This window comes from Marinomonas polaris DSM 16579 (assembly GCF_900129155.1).
In the GTDB taxonomy this organism is placed as follows: Bacteria; Pseudomonadota; Gammaproteobacteria; order Pseudomonadales; family Marinomonadaceae; genus Marinomonas; species Marinomonas polaris.
This window is the reverse complement of the sequence record NZ_FQVF01000010.1, coordinates 139,633-160,742: the sequence shown is the minus strand read 5'-3', so window position 1 is coordinate 160,742 and position 21,110 is coordinate 139,633. Positions and strand designations below refer to the sequence as shown.

General features: G+C 43.9%; 17 protein-coding genes. 6 read left to right on the top strand and 11 right to left on the bottom strand.

What is annotated here, in order from left to right; all coding sequences use genetic code 11:
* The first annotated feature begins 172 nt into the window (after positions 1–172).
* Positions 173–1,549, top strand: coding sequence for an FAD-binding oxidoreductase (locus BUA59_RS12420; protein ID WP_072840017.1), 1,377 nt, complete (start codon positions 173–175; stop codon positions 1,547–1,549).
* A 97-nt stretch (positions 1,550–1,646) separates the two neighbouring features.
* On the opposite strand, the gene BUA59_RS12415 is transcribed toward BUA59_RS12420, so the two are convergent.
* The 7 genes from BUA59_RS12415 to BUA59_RS12385 all read right to left on the bottom strand — a co-directional run bounded on the left by BUA59_RS12415 (position 1,647) and on the right by BUA59_RS12385 (position 11,021).
* On the bottom strand, positions 1,647–1,859 hold the full coding sequence (locus tag BUA59_RS12415; protein ID WP_139248871.1) for a hypothetical protein: 213 nt from the start codon (positions 1,857–1,859) through the stop codon (positions 1,647–1,649).
* Positions 1,860–1,972: 113 nt separating this feature from the next.
* Positions 1,973–2,839 carry a formyltetrahydrofolate deformylase gene (gene purU / locus BUA59_RS12410; RefSeq protein WP_072840015.1) on the bottom strand — a complete coding sequence of 289 codons (867 nt, stop codon included), beginning with the start codon at positions 2,837–2,839 and terminating at the stop codon, positions 1,973–1,975.
* Between the two features lie 104 nt (positions 2,840–2,943).
* Positions 2,944–3,633 carry a sarcosine oxidase subunit gamma gene (locus tag BUA59_RS12405; RefSeq protein WP_072840014.1) on the bottom strand — a complete coding sequence of 230 codons (690 nt, stop codon included), beginning with the start codon at positions 3,631–3,633 and terminating at the stop codon, positions 2,944–2,946.
* A complete protein-coding gene (locus BUA59_RS12400) occupies positions 3,626–6,661 on the bottom strand; it encodes a sarcosine oxidase subunit alpha (protein WP_072840013.1) in 3,036 nt (1,011 codons plus the stop codon). The genes BUA59_RS12405 and BUA59_RS12400 overlap by 8 nt, the downstream gene beginning before the upstream one ends.
* A gap of 12 nt (positions 6,662–6,673) precedes the next feature.
* Positions 6,674–6,967: a sarcosine oxidase subunit delta gene (locus BUA59_RS12395; protein ID WP_072840012.1), complete on the bottom strand. Its 294-nt coding sequence runs from the start codon at positions 6,965–6,967 to the stop codon at positions 6,674–6,676.
* Between the two features lie 32 nt (positions 6,968–6,999).
* Positions 7,000–8,253 carry a sarcosine oxidase subunit beta family protein gene (locus BUA59_RS12390; RefSeq protein WP_072840011.1) on the bottom strand — a complete coding sequence of 418 codons (1,254 nt, stop codon included), beginning with the start codon at positions 8,251–8,253 and terminating at the stop codon, positions 7,000–7,002.
* A 401-nt stretch (positions 8,254–8,654) separates the two neighbouring features.
* A complete protein-coding gene (locus BUA59_RS12385; protein ID WP_072840010.1) occupies positions 8,655–11,021 on the bottom strand; it encodes a glycoside hydrolase family 3 N-terminal domain-containing protein in 2,367 nt (788 codons plus the stop codon).
* 645 nt (positions 11,022–11,666) lie between these two features.
* On the opposite strand from BUA59_RS12385, the gene BUA59_RS12380 reads away from it, so the two are divergent.
* The 4 genes from BUA59_RS12380 to BUA59_RS12365 all read left to right on the top strand — a co-directional run bounded on the left by BUA59_RS12380 (position 11,667) and on the right by BUA59_RS12365 (position 15,958).
* A complete protein-coding gene (locus BUA59_RS12380; RefSeq protein WP_084122401.1) occupies positions 11,667–12,962 on the top strand; it encodes an ABC transporter substrate-binding protein in 1,296 nt (431 codons plus the stop codon).
* 70 nt (positions 12,963–13,032) lie between these two features.
* On the top strand, positions 13,033–13,980 hold the full coding sequence (locus BUA59_RS12375; protein WP_072840009.1) for a carbohydrate ABC transporter permease: 948 nt from the start codon (positions 13,033–13,035) through the stop codon (positions 13,978–13,980).
* A gap of 11 nt (positions 13,981–13,991) precedes the next feature.
* Positions 13,992–14,819 carry a carbohydrate ABC transporter permease gene (locus tag BUA59_RS12370; RefSeq protein ID WP_072840008.1) on the top strand — a complete coding sequence of 276 codons (828 nt, stop codon included), beginning with the start codon at positions 13,992–13,994 and terminating at the stop codon, positions 14,817–14,819.
* 32 nt (positions 14,820–14,851) lie between these two features.
* Positions 14,852–15,958, top strand: a complete 1,107-nt coding sequence (locus BUA59_RS12365; RefSeq protein WP_072840007.1) for an ABC transporter ATP-binding protein — start codon at positions 14,852–14,854, stop codon at positions 15,956–15,958.
* Between the two features lie 51 nt (positions 15,959–16,009).
* On the opposite strand, the gene BUA59_RS12360 is transcribed toward BUA59_RS12365, so the two are convergent.
* The 3 genes from BUA59_RS12360 to BUA59_RS12350 form a co-directional block, all read right to left on the bottom strand.
* Complete coding sequence (locus tag BUA59_RS12360; protein WP_072840006.1) at positions 16,010–16,432, bottom strand: gamma-glutamylcyclotransferase family protein; 423 nt, start codon at positions 16,430–16,432, stop codon at positions 16,010–16,012.
* 65 nt (positions 16,433–16,497) lie between these two features.
* A complete protein-coding gene (locus tag BUA59_RS12355) occupies positions 16,498–17,895 on the bottom strand; it encodes a sensor domain-containing diguanylate cyclase (protein ID WP_072840005.1) in 1,398 nt (465 codons plus the stop codon).
* A gap of 169 nt (positions 17,896–18,064) precedes the next feature.
* Positions 18,065–18,964 carry a LysR substrate-binding domain-containing protein gene (locus BUA59_RS12350; protein ID WP_072840053.1) on the bottom strand — a complete coding sequence of 300 codons (900 nt, stop codon included), beginning with the start codon at positions 18,962–18,964 and terminating at the stop codon, positions 18,065–18,067.
* A gap of 81 nt (positions 18,965–19,045) precedes the next feature.
* Here BUA59_RS12350 and BUA59_RS12345 point away from each other — a divergent pair, with 81 nt between their 5' ends.
* A complete protein-coding gene (locus tag BUA59_RS12345) occupies positions 19,046–19,711 on the top strand; it encodes a LysE family translocator (protein ID WP_072840004.1) in 666 nt (221 codons plus the stop codon).
* Between the two features lie 104 nt (positions 19,712–19,815).
* Here the strand turns inward: BUA59_RS12345 and BUA59_RS12340 are convergent, their stop codons facing one another.
* Positions 19,816–21,021 carry an MFS transporter gene (locus BUA59_RS12340; RefSeq protein ID WP_072840003.1) on the bottom strand — a complete coding sequence of 402 codons (1,206 nt, stop codon included), beginning with the start codon at positions 21,019–21,021 and terminating at the stop codon, positions 19,816–19,818.
* Positions 21,022–21,110 lie beyond the last annotated feature (89 nt).

Below are 21,110 nucleotides of genomic sequence, written 5' to 3'. Positions count from 1 at the left end.
TAATTAGATTAATGTCATGAACTCAAAAACAGCGCATTTTTATTTTGAAAATAGTCTTACCATACTTTCATAATGTAGACTCTAAACACAAAAATATAAGCCAAATACATAAAGTGGCGATTAAGGCTCTACTCAGACAACAATAATTACTGACTAACTTTAGGTACTATTAATGAACGATATCATCACGCAACTAACGGATGCACTTGGGGAAAAAACGGTTATCACTGGCTCCTCAATTAGTGAAAAATACAAAACGGATTGGAGCGGCGTGAAGGGGTTATTGCCTATTGCGGTTATTAGAGCATCTTCAACTGAAGACGTGGCCAGCACGTTAAAAATCTGTAATGACAACAAACAGCCTGTCGTAATCCAAGGCGGTATGACTGGCATTAGTGCTGGCGCTGTACCGCAAAACAATGAAATTGCCATTTCATTAGAAAGAATGTCTGGCGTCATCGAAGTAGACACAGATTCCATGACCATAACCGCTCACGCAGGAACTCCCTTACAAGTTCTACAAGAAGCCGCAGAAGAAGTCGGCTTATGCTTGCCTTTAGATATGGGCTCTCGTGGTACTTGTACAGCTGGTGGTGTAGTTTCAACTAATGCGGGTGGCAATCAAGTCATTCGTTACGGTTCAACCCGTGCCTTAGTGCTTGGTCTAGAAGCCGTTCTTCCAAATGGCACTATTATTAGCTCTCTCAATAAAATGCTAAAAAATAACGCCGGATTTGATCTAAAACACTTATTTATTGGCTCGGAAGGCACATTAGGAATTGTCACAAAAGTCGTGATGCGACTCTATCCAAAAGCAAACTCTGTACAAACAGCCCTTTGCGCTCTCTCTAATTTCTCCGATGTCTTAGCCTTGCTGAAGAAAAGCTATTCCTCATTAGGTGATGGTGTTACTTCATTCGAGGTGATGTGGGCAAATTATTTTGACGAAGTCATTGATACAGTTGAACAGGCAGCCAGCCCATTTCAACAAAGCTATCCTTTTTACGCCCTGATTGAATACCAAGGCCAAGATCACCAGCAGGATAATGAAAAGTTCTCGTCTGTATTATTCGAAACAATGGAATCAGGTTTAGTGGCAGATGCTGTCATTGCTCAATCCGCCAAACAGACGGCCTCCTTCTGGCAAATTCGTGACGGAATCGGCGAGCTACTTGCCACTATGGGTCCAGTAGTTAATACCGATATCAGTGTGCCAATCAGCCAGATGAAAAACTTCGTAGAACAACTTGAATCGTCACTCTACGAGGCTTTCCCAACCATCAAATTACGTATCTTTGGCCACATTGGTGACAGTAACCTACACCTTTGTGCTGGAACTGGTTTAGCAGAAGACCTAGATGCCATCTCGGCAAATATCATGAATATGACAGGTCAATTTAAAGGCTCAGTTTCCGCAGAACATGGCATAGGTGTATTGAAGAAAAAGTACTTACATTATTCAAGAACACCAGAAGAAATCGAACTGATGCGAGCTCTAAAAAACACCATGGATCCAAACGGAATTTTAAACGCAGGTCGAGTGATTTAAAAACACCACCTACAAGGATCGAACAAGGCTCAGAGTTTAAAAAAGTCGCCATACTCAAAAGACAAAGTATGGCGACTTTTAACATTACTAAAGATAATTAAGCCATTACATTGATGCGTTGTCCGATAGTCTGCCCACTCAAATTCGTAGTAGGCGAACTTACTTGTGTTTGGCTGACATTGAAATCATCGCTGTCTCCATCATTTTCGGGAGCAGATACAGGCTCACTCGCTTCTTGTGCGGAATAATTTGCTCTAGGAAGGCTCAATCCGCTCACAAGTGATGAGTTCATGCTTGAACTAACATTCATTGCTTTTCCTCCAGTATGGAAGACTACTAAAATTAATAGTCCAACACACATTAGCACTCATTTCTGAACCCAACCTGAACGCTAAAAAGATAAATCTGTACTTTAAAAAATATCTACCCACCAAACACAACGGTGCGTTTACCATTCAAGAACACACGTTTTTCTACGTGGCATTTCACCGCGTTAAATAAGGTGACACGTTCGATGTCTTGGCCTTTAGCGATAAGATCTTCCGCGTAATGAGCATGGTTAACTACTTGAATGCCTTGAGAGATAATCGGACCTTCGTCAAGGTCGTTATTAACGTAGTGAGCGGTTGCTCCGACCATTTTCACGCCTTTTTCCCATGCTTGATGATAAGGTCGAGCACCTTTAAACCCAGGTAATAAAGAGTGATGAATATTAATCGCGCGACCATCAAGATATTCACACATGCTTGGAGAAAGCACTTGCATGTAGCGCGCTAAGACAACTAATTCGGTATCGTATTGCTCGATCAATTCTCGGACTTGCGCTTCTTGTTCTAGCTTGGTGTCAGCGGTAATTGGCAAGTGGTAATACGGAATGCCATGCCATTTGGCAAGGTCTTCTAAATCAGGGTGGTTGGAGATAATGACCGTAACGTCGATATTCAATTGCCCAGTACGAAAGCGATACAACAAGTCATTCAAACAATGATCGTATTTCGACACCATGATCGCGACTTTTGGTTTGTGGTTGGGTGCGGTTAACGACCAATCCATATCAAACTCTGCGGCGCGTTCTGCAAATTCAGCTTTGAACACGTCGGAATTGAAATCGGCATGTTGTGGTAAGAATTCTATGCGGATAAAAAAACGACCAGATTCTCGGTCATCAAAGGAGTGTATTTCATCAACATAGTTACCGGCTTGCGCCATGTATCGAGTAACTACGTCGACCGTTCCGATGATGCTTGGGCAGCTAGCGGTAAAAATCCAAGGCGCGGTTTTTGATTTCATAAAATAGTCTCTTATTGTCTTAAGCTTTTTACGTCACGAAAAAGGCCGACCACCAAAAAAGTGGCCAACCAAAACCGTGAAATACATAAGTGAGTGAGAAGAAATTAGGCTTTTACGACCAAACCGTATTCTCGACTGGCGTCTTGAATCCATAGCCAGAGATAATCGGCAAAGCTACGTCGCACGACTAATTCGAATTGATCATCTGCTAATCGACAAATCATCGCGCCGCTTTTAGCAAATACCGTAGACACTACTTTGCCAACTGGAAATTCACTCGCATGCAAATCCACTGGTGTCGACTTTTTCAGCATCTCGACCACATGACTGCCAGACACATCAAAGATAGTGGTGCCACCGCTGATGTTCACTAATGAGAAGTGCCCCATCAGTTTGTCATGAAAGCTACTTTCTATGTCAAACGCTTTATCACCTTCAATAATAATGAGCCATTCATCAGGCGATACCCAACGTACAGAGACCTTTCCTATCGTAGATTCGTCTGTCGTGACAGAAGTAAGCGGCTGCATTGGCAATGCCACGCCCAATAAGGACTTGATCATTTCTTGCTGCTCTGCAGATGGCAGGCAACGCAGGGTTAATAATCCCATCAGCTTGCGTTCATGAAAATGCACGCCGCCTTCCTGCGGGCCATGTTCTGCAATACTAGCAAGATCCGCATGATGCAAAGGGCTTTCACCAATCTCGCTTAATTCTGCTGATAAAGGCACTTGGTTCATCACCAATTTGTCAGTTGCTTCTAACTCAACAGCTTCTACTTTGACATCAGACATTTTGACGTTCCCCTTTTGGATCTAAGAATACTGGGCTACAAATTTCCGCTTCGATAACACGACCATCAGCCAATGGGTAAAAGACTTTTTCACCCATTTTTTCCAGTCCGCCTTTAACAAAGCCCATTGCCACAGAACGCTTCAAGTTCGCACTCCAGTAGCTAGACGTTACATGCCCAACCATCGGCATTGGAATCGGAGCTTTCGGATCTAATACGCCTTGTGCTCCTTCTGGTAAGACGACATTTGGATCAATGGTTTTCAAACCCACCAGCTGTTTACGATCCGCTCGAACACAGTCTTCGCGCTGCATCCCGCGCTTACCGATAAAGCTAAACGGCTTCTGCATAGATACCGCCCAAGGCATGCCTAAATCAAACGGATGCACAGAACCATCGGTATCTTGCCCCGCAATGATAAAGCCTTTTTCCGCACGCAATATGTGCATGGTTTCCGTGCCGTATGGCGTCAAATTGAATTCTTTTCCATGTTCGAACAAAGTCTTCCAAACATGTAATCCGTAGTTCGCTTGCACGTTAATTTCGAATGACAATTCACCCGTAAAGGAGATTCGGAACACACGAGCAGGAATACCGCCTGCTACCGTCATGGCTTTCCAATCCATGTAAGCGAAGTTTTCTTTCGATACATCGAAGTCAGTAATTTTTTCCAACAATTTACGGCTGTTTGGACCAGAAATCGTCATGGTTGACCAATGATCGGTCACCGAGGTGAAGTAGACTTCCATCTCTGGCCATTCGGTTTGGTGATAAATTTCTAACCAAGACAATACGCGAGCTGCGCCGCCAGTGGTGGTGGTCATCAAGAAATGATTTTCCGCCAAACATGAGGTCACACCGTCATCGAATACCATGCCGTCTTCACCACACATCAAGCCATAACGACACTTGCCTACGGCCAATTTCGCCCATGCGTTGGTGTAAACTCGACCTAAAAATTCGCGTGCGTCTTTGCCTTGAATATCGATCTTACCCAAGGTGGATGCATCCAAAATACCGACCGATTCACGAGTCGCTAAACACTCACGATTTAATGCGTCTTGCATGGTTTCATTGCCTTGTGGGTAATACCAAGCACGCTTCCATTGACCGACATCTTCAAATTTCGCGCCACGCTCCACATGCCAAGCATGCATCGCTGTGTAGCGTTTTGGATCAAACAATTCACCACAATCACGTCCGGCAATCGCGCCAAATGTCACCGGCGTGTAGTTCGGACGAAAAATCGTCGTGCCAGTTTCAGGGATGGTTTGTTTAAGCATTTTCGCCGCAATCGCCATACCGTTAATGTTACCTAGCTTACCTTGGTCTGTACCAAAGCCCATCGCGGTATAACGCTTAACATGTTCAATAGATTCAAAGCCTTCACGACACGCCAGCTCTATGCCTGCTGCGGTGACGTCATTCTGATAATCGACAAATTGCTTTGGCGCTTTTGAGGTTGGTTTAGTGTGTGGAATATGGAACAAAGCCATAGCTTTGCCCTCTTCGATTACATCCGCTTCTGGCAAGGCAACATCAGGCTTATCTAAGCCTAAATGAGCCAAGGCATCGCAAGCCGCACTCAAGCCTTCTTCTAAAACTTGTACTGTGCTGAACGCACCATTAATCGCGCCAGCGGTGAGTTGTTTCTGAACCGTTGCACCCGGTGTGAAACCAAGAATGTCGTCGTTCCAAACAGGACGAGCGCCAGTATGGCAAGACAAATGAATAACCGGACTCCAGCCGCCAGACGTGGCAACTGTATCCGCCATCATTTTCACAACGGAGCCAACAATCGCATCGCCAGCATCGTTTAATGGCGCAATAGAAACACCAGTGACACGTTTGCTGCCATGGGCTTCAATCACACCAGAGCTAACAAGAATGCTAATACCACGTTCGCGGGCTGCTGCAACGAAGGTGCCTTGTGGATTCTTACGAGAATCAACAATCGCTACTACGTTACGTCCTGCATCGTGCCAATCCAGCGCGGTGCGATAGGCATTGTCATTCGATGTCATCAAGACTAAATCTTTGCCTGGCGCGACGCCGTAGCGGTTGATATAGGTCGACACCGCATTGGCAACCATGCAACCCGGCAAATCGTTATTGCCATAAACCAAAGGACGCTCATGAGCACCTGTTGCCAAGATCACCCATTTGGCACGTACACGATGCAAGCGTTGCGCGATTTGACCATTAGGCGCGCGATCCGCAAATTGATCGGTACAATGCTGTTGAATGGTTAAGAAGTTATGATCGTGATAGCCGTTTACCTGAGAATTCGGCAGCATCAAGACATCGTCAAAGCCTGACAATTCTTCCACGACTTCAGCGATCCATTCGGCTGCTGGTTTGCCATTCAACGTTTCTGTACTGCTTAGCAAGCTTCCGCCAAATTCGTTTTGCTCGTCGGCAATAATGACTCGTGCGCCAGCGCGTGCTGCGGTTAAAGCCGCCATTAGACCCGCTGGGCCTGCGCCAACAATCATAACGTCGCAATGTTGATTCATCTTGTCGTAGATGTCTGGGTCATTTTCCTTTGGTGCGCGACCAAGACCGGCGGCTTTACGAATGTAAGATTCGTAGGTTTCCCACATGGATTTTGGGTACATGAAAGTTTTGTAGTAAAAACCCGGTGGCATCATTTTTCCACCGATCTTGCCAACCCAGCTCATCAAGTCTGTATCGACATTCGGCCAACCGTTTGTCGTGCTGGCAACCAAACCATTGTAAAGAGACTGCTGAGTCGCACGCACATTAGGAATTTGTGTCGCTTCAGTCGAGCCAATTTGCATGATAGCGTTTGGCTCTTCAGCACCCGCAGCGACGATGCCGCGCGGACGACTGTATTTAAAACTGCGACCAACAATATCAATGCCATTCGCCAACAAGGCTGAGGCCAAGGTATCGCCTTCGAAGCCTTTGTATTGTTTGCCGTTGTAGGTAAAAGTCAGCGGTTTAGAGCGATCAATTCGTCCGCCATCTTGGAGACGATTAGACTGCTTACTCAAATCTTGTGTCATTGTGTCGCTCCTCTATTTCGCTTCGTTGGCCACAATAGATGGCTTTTCGCCAACCTTGTAGACTTCTAGAATTTCGTAAGTGTGAGTATTACGAGTGATGTTGAAATACTTACGACAACCCGCTCCATGAACCCAAAGCTCATGATGTATTCCGCGTGGATTGGCACGAAAATACATAAATTCGCCCCACTCTTTATCGGTGCAAGCATCTGGGTCTAATGGGCGCGGAATATGCGCCTGACCAGACGCATGAAACTCTTCTTCCTCGCGGTATTCACAACAATGCGGGCAATAAATATGAAACATGGTACTTCTCTCCTTATTCGGTCTTAGCCCGCTTAATGTGCTACGCCAGCTGCGCCGTGTTCATCCACCAGCGCGCCGTTATGGAAACGGAACATAGAAAAAGGTTTCGCCAATGGATGCATTTCGCCCTTCGCCAAAGACGCGGCAAACACATGACCTGAGCCTGGTGTCGCTTTAAAACCGCCCGTTCCCCAACCACAGTTGAAAAACAGATTTTTCACTGGCGTTTCACTGATAATCGGGCAAGCGTCTGGACAAGTATCAACAATGCCGCCCCACTGACGATTCATACGCACACGGCTAAACACTGGGAACATTTCGACAATCGCCTGAATCGTATGCTCAATAGTGGAATAAGAACCACGCTGGCCGTAGCCGTTGTAGCCATCAATCCCTGCACCAATTACCAAGTCACCTTTGTCCGATTGCGACGCGTAACCATGTACTTGGTTCGACATGACAACCGTATCCAGAATCGGCTTGATCGGTTCAGACACCAAGGCTTGTAACGGATGAGACTCTAAAGGCAATTCGAAACCGCCCATTTTCGCTAACACGCTAGAGTTACCCGCAACCACACATCCCACTCGATCTGCTCGTATCTCGCCATAACGGGCAGTACGCACACCGACCACAGTGCCGTCTTCGATAATTAGATCTTCCACTTCAGTTTGTTGAATCAGATCCACACCACGAGTATCAGCACCACGGGCAAAGCCCCACGCTACTGCATCGTGACGAGCAACACCCGCACGCGGCTGCCATGACGCTCCCATGACTGGATATCGCGCGCGATCAGAGCAATCCAACACCGGCACAATTTCTTTCACTTGCTGAGCGTCTAAGACTTCGCCATCAATACCATTTAAACGGTTGGCATTTACACGGCGCTCTATGTCGCGCATGTCTTGCAAGGTGTGACCAAGGTTTAAACAGCCGCGTTGAGAAAACATTACGTTGTAGTTCAAATCCTGCGACAAACCTTCCCACAATTTCATCGAATGTTCATACAGGTGAGCGGCTTCGTCCCACAAGTAATTGGAACGGACAATCGTGGTATTCCGAGCCGTGTTACCACCACCCAAAAAGCCTTTTTCAATCACCGCGACATTGGTGACACCAAATTCTTTCGCCAAGTAATAGGCCGTCGCCAAACCATGACCACCGCCGCCGACAATGATTACATCGTATTTCTTTTTCGGGGTGGGATTGCGCCACACCCGCTGCCAATTCTCGTGATGGCTAAAACTGTGCTTTAACAACCCAAAGCCGGAATAATGCTGCATCAGATCAGCTCCTTAGATAAATAATCGTTTCAACGATCATCGTGACATGGTTAAAAAAGGTTGCAGCGTCTTAGTCAGCTAAGATGCCAGCCAAGACGCCATAGATTAAGCGTTCACCGTGATAATAGAGATAAAGATTTCTACCCTAATGCTTGGAAGCGTCCAGCGAATGACAATTTACGACAGAGAAGATGACGGCTTTGGATATGGCTTCTCAGAGGACGAAAGAGAGGGCTAAAGAATTACGCTTCTAACAGACAATTGCGTAGTGTAGGTCACTGACAATAACAGGATGAGATCTGGGAAGTTAACCGATGTGAGACAAGCGCAGTTCGGCTCATCTCACATGGTTTTTCAGGCTCACATGTTTTTTCAGGCTCACATGTTTTTTCAGGCGAAGATCAATGTAGTTTATGGTAAGAATGACAAAGCATATTCCAGTATTGCGGTAATACCCTATTGTCTCCAATCACGTCTACCGTTTGATTGAACAGAATATTCGTCGCGGATTTGCCAATCATAATGTCGAACTCGCCAGCTTCTACCATTCTCTGAAGAGCAGAATTAGTGAAATTCAGCATATCGACAGGTAACTCAAACACGACAGTAGTTGAAGCGCCAGCAGGCAAATCAACCCGCTGAAAGCCTTTTAACTCACGAATCGGCCGAACCAAAGAACACAGCTTATCTTTCACGTAAAGTTGCACAACCTCACAACCAGCTCGATTGCCAATGTTTTCAAGCTCGACTGATACTCTAATCACGCCATCTTCAATCGACACTTGCTTGTCTTCGATCTGCATATTTTTATAAGCAAAGTCAGTGTAAGTCAGGCCGTAACCAAAGTTATATTTCGACCCAAAATGATAGGCGATGGGCGTTCCACCGCTTTTGAGTTTATGGTTATAAAAATAAGGCACTGCGCCAGCATTTTTAGGAATCGATAGGGTTAATCGCCCAGATGGTGATTGTTTACCGACAATAATATCCGCAATCGCTCTTGCGCCTTCTTGGCCCGGAGCCCAACCGAATAAGACCGCTGCGGCTTTTTCTTCTGCGCCATTTAAGTTGTATGGCCTTCCACCCGTAACCAAAATAATCACTGGTTTACCTGTGGCAATCGCTTCGTCAATTAACTGCTGTTGCACGCCCGGCAAATCTAAACTGTCGGTATCCGATCCTTCGCCCACGGTTCCTGTTTGGAACAAACCAGCAAGATCACCCACACATACAATCGTCACATCCGCTTGCTCGACCGTTTCAATCGCTTGTTTAATTTGGCTGGTATCTCGTGAGACTGGAGACGTCATGGTTTGATTCATGGCCAAATCCACATCGCCGGGGAAAACCGGAGCATTGCTATGACGCTCCGTTAAAATATCGCAACCTTTGCTGTATGAAACCTGTGCAAATTCATTTTGCAGCGCTTCTAAAATAGTCGGACACACCTTGCTACTGTCATCAACGCTACTCAAAATGAGATGCACCGGAAAACTGTAACCACCCAGCAAGGCCAATTGGTCATCTGCTGTTGGGCCAATGACGGCGATTTTTTGTTGGCTATTTAGAGGTAAGCCAGCGTTGTTTTCCAACATAACGACCGACTGTAAAGCGACTTGATAGGCAAGCTCTGTGGCTTTTTCGCTTTGAAGCTCAATGGGAGATTCATCACAATATGGATGTTCAAATAAGCCCATTTCAAATTTTACTTTCAAGATTCGAGTGACTATCTCATCAATTTTCTGCTCATCAATCAGGCCGCGTTGCAGTGCCGAGTTTAACTGGCTGGAACAAGCATCATCTGGCAATTCAATGTCTAATCCAGCATTGAACGCCAACGCGGCCGCATGCGCGTTATCCGCTGCAATGCCATGATGACTCGCCAATAACTCAACACCGCCATAATCCGCCACAATCAAGCCATCAAAGCCCCATTGATTTCGCAGCACTTCGGTTAATAAATGGTATGAGGCATGACAAGCTTCGTTATCTATATCGTGATATGCAGGCATCAACGAACCTGCTTTGCCGAGTTTTACCGCCATTTCAAAGGGCAACAGAAAGGTGTCGTTTAGTTCTTTAAAGCCCAAATGTACGGGAGCATGGTTGCGCGCGCCTTCGCTAAAAGAATGACCAACATAATGTTTTAGAGTAGCAAGAAGGTCGCGCTTTTCGCCTTGTAGACCTTTAACGTACTCTGTCGCTAACACACCAACATGATAAGGATCTTCACCCAGCGTTTCTTCTGTTCTGCCCCAGCGCACATCGCGAGATACATCCAGCACTGGCGCTAATCCATGATGAGCTCCGACAAGACGAGTCTGCTCGCCAATGGCTTGAGCAACTTGGTATATAAGTTGTGGATTCCAAGTGTGGCCATAGTTAAGAGAGGAAGGAAACAGAGTCGAACCTTTCGCCATCAGCCCCACTAAACACTCTTCGTGTGACATAGCGGGAATGCCCAAGCGTGTTTCTTCGACGAGATACTTTTGCAATTGATTTAACGCTTTGACGCCATCATTGGGGCTAATGACTTGTGTACCCAATGGACGAGTAATTTGACCTAAACCATGTTTTAGACGCTCTTGAATCGGTTTACGCTCCCCTTGAGCACCCATCTCAAAATCGCGGTCTTGATGGTTTCCATCTGGCGCTAAAATCAACCATTGCGCACCAAGCTGAGCAATTTTTTCTTCTATCGTCATGCGCGCTAGCAAATCATCCACTCGCTGCTGCACGGTAAAACTTGAGTTTTTATAAACTTCCATATAACGAATACCTTAATAAGCAAAACATGAAATCTATTTATATTTATAATCATAGCGCTATTTTGTAGAGCCAAGCGCTGCTCTTTCTTATTCTATAGATGGCACTCTATAGCTAGCAGTTAATTACTAGGTTAATGAGACCTTTTTTCCCACAAGATCATCAAAATTAACATTATGTAATATCTCAAATCCGCTACGTTATTTCACATGGACAAGTCAGACTCCGTCTTCAAGCGTCATCACTTCAAAACGATCCTCAAACCAAGCTTCCACAGTAAGTCTTCATCGCAATTTAAAAATAAAAAAACATTTAAAATCATAAATTTAACGAAAAATAGTTCATTTTTTAAAATGAGTTTTTATAAGATATAAAGCATAACCAACAAATAAATGAACTTGATTATCAAATTTCATAATTGAGCAAAGAAGGATATGCGGCAATGATCAAGCCACTAAAATTCTGTTAGGAATGAATATCATGATCAAATCGTTAAAAAATCACTTAACGACTTAATAAACTGAATTTGAAAAAGATTTTAAGATAAATATAAAGTCATTGATTATTCAACTAAAAAACCACCAACAATTAGTTTTTAAAATAAAAGAAAAGCACGATCAGATTAATAATAAAAAAGGACGTTCTTTATGTGTTACCAAAATAACAACAAGACTCATGACCTTAAAAAGAACTGGAAAAAAATCTTTTATCCAGTTGCCATCGCTGCATCACTAACCTCTTCATTCACTTGGGCTGATACCACGATCCGTATGCTTCACCTTGAAGCAGATCCGAAAGTCGTCGCCATTTGGCAGCAAGTGGCAAATGACTATGAAAAAGCCAATCCAGGTCAACACGTCAAACTGGAATATTTAGAAAACGAGGCCTTCAAACAGAAGCTGCCAACGCTTCTTCAGTCCGATCAGCGCCCTGACATTTTCTACAGCTGGGGCGGCGGAAACTTTCAAACTCGCGTTGATGCGGGATTATTGAAAGATGTCACCAAAGAGATGAAAGACATTAAACCTAGGTTCTCAGAAGCCAGCTTTAATGCGTTCAACTACAAAGGAAAGCAGTACGGTCTTCCTTACATGGTTAGCCAAGTCGGCTTTTGGTACAACAAAAGCTTATTCCAAAAAGCGGGTGTTGATGCCGATAAAATCGTCACTTGGGATGACTTCCTAGGCGCAATCAAAAAACTCCAAAAAGCAGGCATTACAGCGATCACTACAGCTGGTGGTGATAAATGGCCCGTGCAGTTTTATTGGGCACTACTGACTATGCGCCAAGCTGGTCAACAAGGCATTCAAGATGCCATCGACAAAAAAGGCGATGGATTCGCTGGTGAAGACTTCATTAAAGCGGGTGAAGAGCTAAAACGTTTAGTCGCATTAAAACCTTTCCAACCAGGTTATTTAGCCGCTTCTTTTGGTGATTCCTCTGGTAACTTTGGTGACGGTAAAGCCGCCATGCAACTAATGGGTGATTGGAACTATTTATTCCAAGCTCAGCAATCCATCAGTGGTGAAGGTGTTGGTGATAACAATTTAGGCTGGATGAACTTCCCTGCCTTAAAAGATGGCAAAGGCAAAGCAACCGATACGCTAGGAGGCATTGCTGGTTGGGTGCTTACCTCTGAAGCAAGCCCTGAATCCGTTCAATGGTTAAAGTATTTTTCTAATATCGATATGCAAAAACACCTAGCCAAGATCAACATGATTATTCCTGTTGTGAAAGGTGCGGATGTTGCCATTGAAAACCCATTTAAAAAGCGCATTGCACAAAACATCGCTAACTCTACTTGGCATCAATTGTTTTATGACCAAGCATTTGGTGCAAACGTAGGTAGCGTCGTGAACGACATTTCCGTTGGTATTGTTAGTAACTCGCTTACTCCTGAGGAAGCAGCAGAGCAAGTACAAGAAGCGTGGGAATTTGAATAACGCTGAATAAGCATTAATCGACCAATACAGCCAACTTAAGTTGGCTGTTCTCACTTTCACGAGGCTTGCTATGAGTAATGAAGTCACCACTATTGGAAAGCGCTCCAGTACTTCTTCAAACCAAAATGTCTCACGTTGGTTTAAAAAAAATAATCACGGTAACCGCTTACTGACGTTGGTTTTGTTTTTACCACCTGCTTTATTGCTGTTTACTATTTTTGTTATTTTGCCGATTGGTGAAGCGGGTTATTACAGCCTATTCCGCTGGAATGGCTATGGTGAACCGAGTCAATGGGTAGAATTCAGCAACTATGTCCGTTTGTTTAAACACGGTGCTTTTGATACTGCGGTATGGAACACCTTCAAGATCATTCTTATTTCATTGGTTATTCAGTTGCCTTTAGCACTGATTATTGCTCTGTCTATTTATAAAAAAAGTTGGGCAAATAGCCTATTCCGCCTCATTTTCTTTTTGCCTTATATTTTGGCCGAAGTGGCTGCAGGTCTTATTTGGCGTTTTGTTTTTGATGGCGATTACGGCGTGATGGCGAGATTTACCGAGGCGCTTAATACCGATACTTGGTACATATTGGCGGATAAAAACTGGGCATTTGTGGCCATTCTTGTGGTGCTTGTTTGGAAGTATTTCGGCTTCCACATGATGATTTATATTGCTGCGCTACAAGGCGTCCCTAAAGATCTTATTGAAGCAAGCAAGCTCGATGGTGCCAGCCGTTTTCAGGCGATTTGGTATGTAAAGATTCCGCTCATTATGTCGGGAATCACGATATCCATCTTTTTCAGTATTCTGGGGGCACTACAAACCTTCGACTTAATCATGCCTCTTACCGGTGGTGGGCCATCTAATAGCACTCATACCTTGGTTTCTTACCTATATACATTTGGTATTACCAGAATGAATGTTGGCTTTGGTAGTGCTGTGGGTGTGGTGTTGTTTATTTGCTGTGTGATTTTTGCGTTCACATACCAAAGCACCATTATGAAAGATAAAAAATAAAGGAACGCACTATGTTTGCAATGCGAAAAATACGTTGGGGAAAATACATCTTCCTCATGCTGGTCGCCGGTTTTGTTTTAGTGCCGATGTTTGCCACCGTACTGGGTGGGTTTAAAAGCTTAGGGGAATTACGCACGAACCCATTTGGCTTGCCTGATGTGTGGGAGTTTGAATATTACGCACAAGTTTTTGCCGATGGCTCTATTTGGTTGCTGATGAAAAACTCGCTGATTATTGCGTTCTTCTCGGTGCTACTCACCTTAATCATCGGCACTATGACGGCGTTTACTTTTTCTCATATTAAGTTCGCTGGTTATAAATATATCTATAACTACTTTTTAATTGGCATGATGTTTCCCGCTGCGGCCGCTATTTTACCGCTGTTCTTGAAAATTCGAGATCTCGGCTTACTTGATAGCCTGTCTGGTGTTGTGATTCCACAAGTTGCCTTTGGTTTAGGCTTTAGCATTTTGTTATTCCGAAGTTTTTTTGAGCAACTCCCTTCAGAGCTATTTGATGCGGCTCGTGTCGATGGTTGCAGCTACATCAAATTTTATTGGCATGTGATCCTGCCGCTATCCACTCCAATACTCGCCACCGTTGGTGTATTTGTCTTGGTCGCCAGTTGGAATAATTATTTATTGCCGTTGTTGGTACTAAACACAGAGCAACAATACCCATGGACACTGGGCATCATGCAATATCGTGGCGAATATGGCATCGAATGGAACCGCATACTTGCCTATGTCACCGTGACCATCACTCCTGCCATCGTATTTTTCTTATTTGCTCAAAAATACATTGTTGAAGGCTTAACTGGCGGCGCCGTAAAAGGCTAACCCAACTAAATAGAATAATAAGGAAGAATCCCGTGGCTTCTGTTGAATTTAAACATATTGAAAAAATCTACCCAGGCAATGTACACACAGTTAAAGACTTCAATTTAAAAATTAATGACGGCGAGTTCATTGTCTTTCTAGGTCCATCTGGCTGTGGAAAATCAACGACATTGCGTATGCTAGCTGGCCTAGAAGACATTTCCGGTGGCGAAATTCTTATCAATAACAAAGTCGTTAATGATCTTGAACCGATAGAACGCGACATAGCTATGGTGTTCCAAAGTTATGCTCTTTACCCACACATGTCGGTTTACCAAAACATTGCTTTCGCACTGAAACTCGCTGGATTAAGCAAATCCGAAATTGAAGAAAAAGTACGCCCTGTCGCCGACATGCTGCAACTGACGCCGTTACTGGATCGCAAACCTAGAGCACTATCTGGCGGGCAACGTCAGCGTGTTGCAATGGGGCGCGCTATGGTGCGAACGCCAGAGGTATTTTTATTCGATGAGCCGCTCTCTAACCTTGATGCCAAGCTGCGTAATTCCATGCGTACCGAGATCAAAACGCTGCATAAAAAAATAAAGAAAACCACCATCTATGTGACACACGATCAAGTGGAAGCCATGACGCTGGCTGACCGAATCGTAATATTACGTGATGGCAAAGTCGAACAAGTTGGTACGCCAAGGGAGATCTATCACTCCCCTGCAAATAAGTTTGTCGCAGGGTTTATTGGCAGTCCAGCCATGAACTTTATTCCGGTTGAATTAGCCAAGGATGAAGGCTGGCATGTTGATATTGCAGGACAAAAGCTAAACTTACTCGGTGACGTTGACGACAATCAAACTGACACAAAAGCCACTCTAGGCATTCGTCCCTGTGATATTCATATCACGCCAGATTTGCTTACCAATCCATTGGTCATCAAAGGCACAGTGGAGAACTTAGAACTGCTTGGTTCAACCATACAGCTGACAAGTCGATTAGGGGATAGTCAGATTACCGTTGAAGCGCCATCAAGCCATATGGTAAACGAAGACGAGGTTACTAACTTCTATATTGATGAATCACGTCTGCACCTGTTCAGTGATCAAACTGGGTTATCCATGTACAAACCTAATGCTGTTCTTGAATAATAAATAGGTAAATAGGCAAGCTCGCGTCCGAGCTTGCCTAACTAAATACGTTTAAGTGGCGCTTCGACTACGGTATAACGCCGCGTGTTCAAGGCCATACTCGCCTGCTAGTTCTTGCATAACCTCAACGCTTTGTAACATTTCTGGTGGTTTTCCATAGGCTAAGACGTTTATTTCATCGCCAGATTCTAGACAGATTACTGGAACACTCACTTTACGATAACCGTCGACAGCAGTGATTCTTTCCAGTGCATCCATTTCTGCTAAGACGTTATCTGATACTTCAAATACCTGTCCTTTCACTGGATAGCCTTCGCCTGACTGTAAAACAAGCCAAGGCGAAAATCGTTCGCCAACTAGGTATAATGGATAACGCTCTTTGGTTTTAAAGTCGCCGCGGTAACGAATACCTTTGTTTGTTTTAAAATTAGGGAAACCTTCTTTCAACGTTCCAAAGACAAAAACCTTATGCACGAAATATGCTCCTTAAAAATGCTTATCCACCGCAGAAAAATGAAGCTATTTTATGGTTTTACCACCTATCCCAAAGAAACTTCACAACGATTTCTGCCATTCTTCTTAGCTAGATAAAGCGCCTCATCCGCGCGTTTAATCACATCTTCAATGCTTTTATCAGCGGGGGCTACTTCTGATAAACCAATACTAATCGTGAATTCAATTTTTTCTGATTCGTACATAAAACATTCCATAGAAATGTTCTTGCGTAACGTTTCGCAGAAAACTAATGCGTAATCTAAATCTGTATACGGCAGAAAAACAATAAACTCCTCTCCTCCCCATCTAGCTATAATATCGCTTTCCCTGCAGCTCTTTGCACACAAATTGGAAAGAGCTTTTAAAATTACATCTCCTGCCTGATGACCATGCACATCATTTACATGCTTAAAGTAATCAATATCTAAAAACGCAACTATTAATGGAACTTGACTATGCTGAGCCAAATGGAACAATTCTTGAGCTATATCAGATGCAGAACGTCGATTACGCAATCCAGTTAACGAATCAAAATAAGCCAGCGACTCAAGTTGTTGATTCAAACTAACAAGCTCTATCTGCTGAAGCTGCGACTTCCTTTCATAAATAAAGGCAAAATAACTTAGTAGACTAGCCATCAATAAAATAAGGCCATGGTATAAAAAATCATCAGTTAGACTCTCAAAGTGATATTCAACAGAAAGAAGCCACTCACCATTAGGCACTAGCACGGGGTACTGCATTGCTTGATTTGATATGGGTTGTATAGATGCTGCAATAATGGGTTGAGTCAATGAGTCTGGATTACTGCCAATAAGCTGATAATTTAGGCCAAGATCATCAAGACCTGACAACAAATCCCCCATAAGCTCTTCGACATAAATCAGCGCAATCGTAAACCCCCAAAATGTTTCTTGCTGATTTTTATATCTAAACACTGGCTTTCTGGCGATCACCGCTAGACGATTGTTTTGAATCAAACGTACTGGTCCAATAAATGTAAGCTCTTTGCTATCGACTGCTATTCTCGCTCCTATACTACGCTTAGGATCATCTAACAAATCATGTCCAATAGCCTGCTCATTGCCTTCTAATGGAAAAATATCCATAACTATGCCGCCTGGCGCTAATTGAAGGTTACTTACATTTTCATTGATTGAAAGGATCTCTCTACTCCAATCATTAAAATTTGTTGTTGCGAAATGATCCTGTCTCAGCAACGTTTCAAGCATGCTTGTTGCTGACGTAACAACAATAATTTCTTTTTGTATCACTTCAGAAAGCGTTTTAGTAAGAGTATCGACATACTTTTTTTGCTCTTCTAGTTTGTCTTTTTTAAAAAAGACAAAGGCATATTCTCCTAACATTAAAACGGTTAACAAAGTAACCAAAGGATAAAGTATAAGTCTTTTAACGTTGATGGTTTTGCTCACCGATTTCATAGACTGAGTCGAAGTCCTAATGCCAATAAGATACCGATACTAGGTCAAAGTAAGCTATAAGAATATATCTCTACACAAATAAGCAACGATCTTTCGGTAACATACATGTTAAACGACATTATTATTCTATTGCTTAAATCATGCCCCCATTAAAATTAGCCGACCAGCATTAAAGAGAGGAAGCAATTGCACCAATCAACCAATTAGAAAATGCTGCAATTCTTGGATCTAAATTAGGATCATCTAGTGTTAATAAAGCGTAGTTATAACCTGTGGGATGCATGCCTAATGGCGCAATAAGACGCTGCATTGTTAGGTCATCTGAAACTAAGGGAGTAGAACCAATGGCTATGCCTAGCTGATCTTGGGCAGCCTGCAAAGTATAAAAAAAATGATCAAAGTGCTGCTCACTTTTCGGAATGACTTTTTCCAAACCATGAGACGTTTTCCAGTCGTCCCATGCATTGGGTCGAGTTCTGCTGTGTAACCAATTAGCTTCATTCAAGTCTTGGTTAATATGTTTCTCCCAATAGTCTTTTGTACATACAGGGCCAGCCAGTTCAGAACAGATTGTTGTTATTTGATAATCTTCGTGGACACCAAAGTCCATGCGCCGAATGGCAATGTCACAATTCTCTGACAATAGATCAATAGGACCACCCGCCATTCTTAGATCAATATTTAATTCCGGACACTGTGCTCTAAACTCACCTAATCGCGGCATTAACCAACGCATTGCCAAACTGGGTTCACATGACACAGTCAGAAATGGTGAAGTGCTATCATGACGATGAATTTCCTCCACGGTATAACTTAATGCATCGAGGGCTTCTGTGGTGGTTTTTAGCAATCGTTGCCCTGCGGCGGTCAGATAAACCCGACGATTACGGCGCACAAATAAATCAACGCCAATACGCTCTTCTATTTGCGCCACGGCTCGACTAATTGCGCCGTGAGTTAAATGAAGCTCTTGAGCCGCACGAGAAAAGCTTTGATGATGCGCTGCAGCTTCGAATGCAGTCAATGTTCCCAAGGGAGGAAGTCGTCTTTTTATGTGATTATTACTCACAATATTCACCATTAATTATCGATTTTATTTACTTAATCATCTATTCATACTCTTATTATTCACAGATGAGAGTGTCTTGCCATGTTAAATATCGATCAATTTGAGTTATATTCCGTTGCCATTATCACGTTATTGGCTGCCATGAGTCCGGGGCCAGATTTTGCAATGGTGTCAAAAGTCTCGTTACTAAAAGGTCGACGCGATGGCATTTTATGCGCTATCGGAATAAGTGCTGCCATCAGTGTACATTTGGCTTATACACTCTTGGGACTGGGGATTGTGTTTGCAAACAATATCTGGGTTCTGAATACCTTGCGCTATCTCGGCGCTATGTACCTTATTTGGTTGGGGGGTTCAGCCTTATGGCCGGATATCAAGACAATCGTATTTAGAGCACGACCTAGCCAGACACCGGAGCCATTAAAAGATCAAAGCTCGCCTAAAATCAAAGTAACAAGCAACGGCTCAGCTTTTTGGTCTGGGTTTGCCTGTAACGCACTCAACCCAAAAACCATGTTGTTTATCGTATCTTTGTTTAGCCAAGTCATTTCAACAGATACCTCTTTATTAATGGAGCTTGGCTATGGTGCTTATATTGCCTTAGCGCATTTTATTTGGTTTGCCCTAGTCGCTTGTTTACTAACGTCAGTGAGAATTCAACAGAAAGTGTTGGTCTTTAAAATATGGATCGAACGCGTTACTGGCTTGCTAATGACATGTCTCGGTTTACGGTTATTAATTAACTAACTCTTTACAACAACGCGCATTGAGCCGCCAATATCAAATGGATAAAAATCACCCCGATTATGATGAAATAATCGGGGTGATTTGAGTCATTAGAGAGAGGATATTTAAACGCTTTGTGCGACTTTTACTGGATCAGTTCGCAAACCAAACGTGACAATAATGGCGGCAGCCAGAAGTATCAGAGCGGCGATTGTAAAGACACCAAACGCACCACTAACATCAAAAACAAGCCCACCTGCTGCTGCACCGGTTGCAATACCAACCTGAATAGCAGCAACCAGAAGTCCACCACCACTTTCGGCTTCATCAGGAACACTGCGTGTAATCCAAGTCGACCAAGCAACTGGCACACCACCAAACGCCATTCCCCAGATAGCCACCAATATAGCCGTTGGTGCAACAGCGCCCTGGATACTGACCATACCGATTCCAGCCAAACCAATGATCAACGGCATAAGCGTAAGGGTTAGGCGCAATGATCGCGCAATCAAGGCTCCGGCTATATAAGTACCAATGAAATTAGCAACACCAAAACCCAATAAAATACCCGAAATACCAGCAGTTGCGACACCTGTCACATTTTCAAGAAACGGCCGAACGTAGGTAAATAAAGCGAAATGCCCCGTAAAAATAAGCACCAGCATTAACAGGCCGAATTTCATTCGAGGGCGATTCATCACCGCGATCAGGGTACCTAATGTTGCTCGGCCACGCGGTTGCATTCTCGGCAAAGTAGCAAACTGGACAGCAAGGACCAGAACACCAAGCAAGGCTACCAACAGGAAAACATTACGCCAGCCGATAGTACCACCAAGATAACTGCCGAGCGGAGCAGCAAATATAGTGGCTGCCGAAACGCCGCTAAACAGAATAGCTAACGCACGAGGAATGTCTTTATCAGGAACCAACCGCATAACAATGGCGGCAGCCATGGTCCAAAAACCACCAAGTGCAATGCCAAGTAGTACACGACCAGCTAACAACAGGAAGAAATTAGGTGCGAGAGCAACCAAAATATTCGAGATAATTAACAGCACTGAAAATCCCAGTAAAACATAACGGCGGTCCATTCTGCGGGTAACAGTAGCGGTCAAAAGACTGGCAAATACCGCAAGAATAGCGGTAGCCGAAACGGCTTGGCCTGCCATCCCTTCAGTAATCGAAAGATCGGAAGCCATTGGTGTTAGAAGGCTTGCTGGCAGAAACTCCGCCGTAACTAACCCAAAAACACCTAACGTCATGGCTATTACTGCCCCCCAAGCAGGTACGTCTTGTACCTGCGCCGGAGACGCATTTAATGTATTCGTCATCGAAAGTCCTCTTGAAATGAATGTTTGTATATTGCGTACAGAATAATATGGACAGACCAGACGATATATACCAATATGTCTTAAATTCA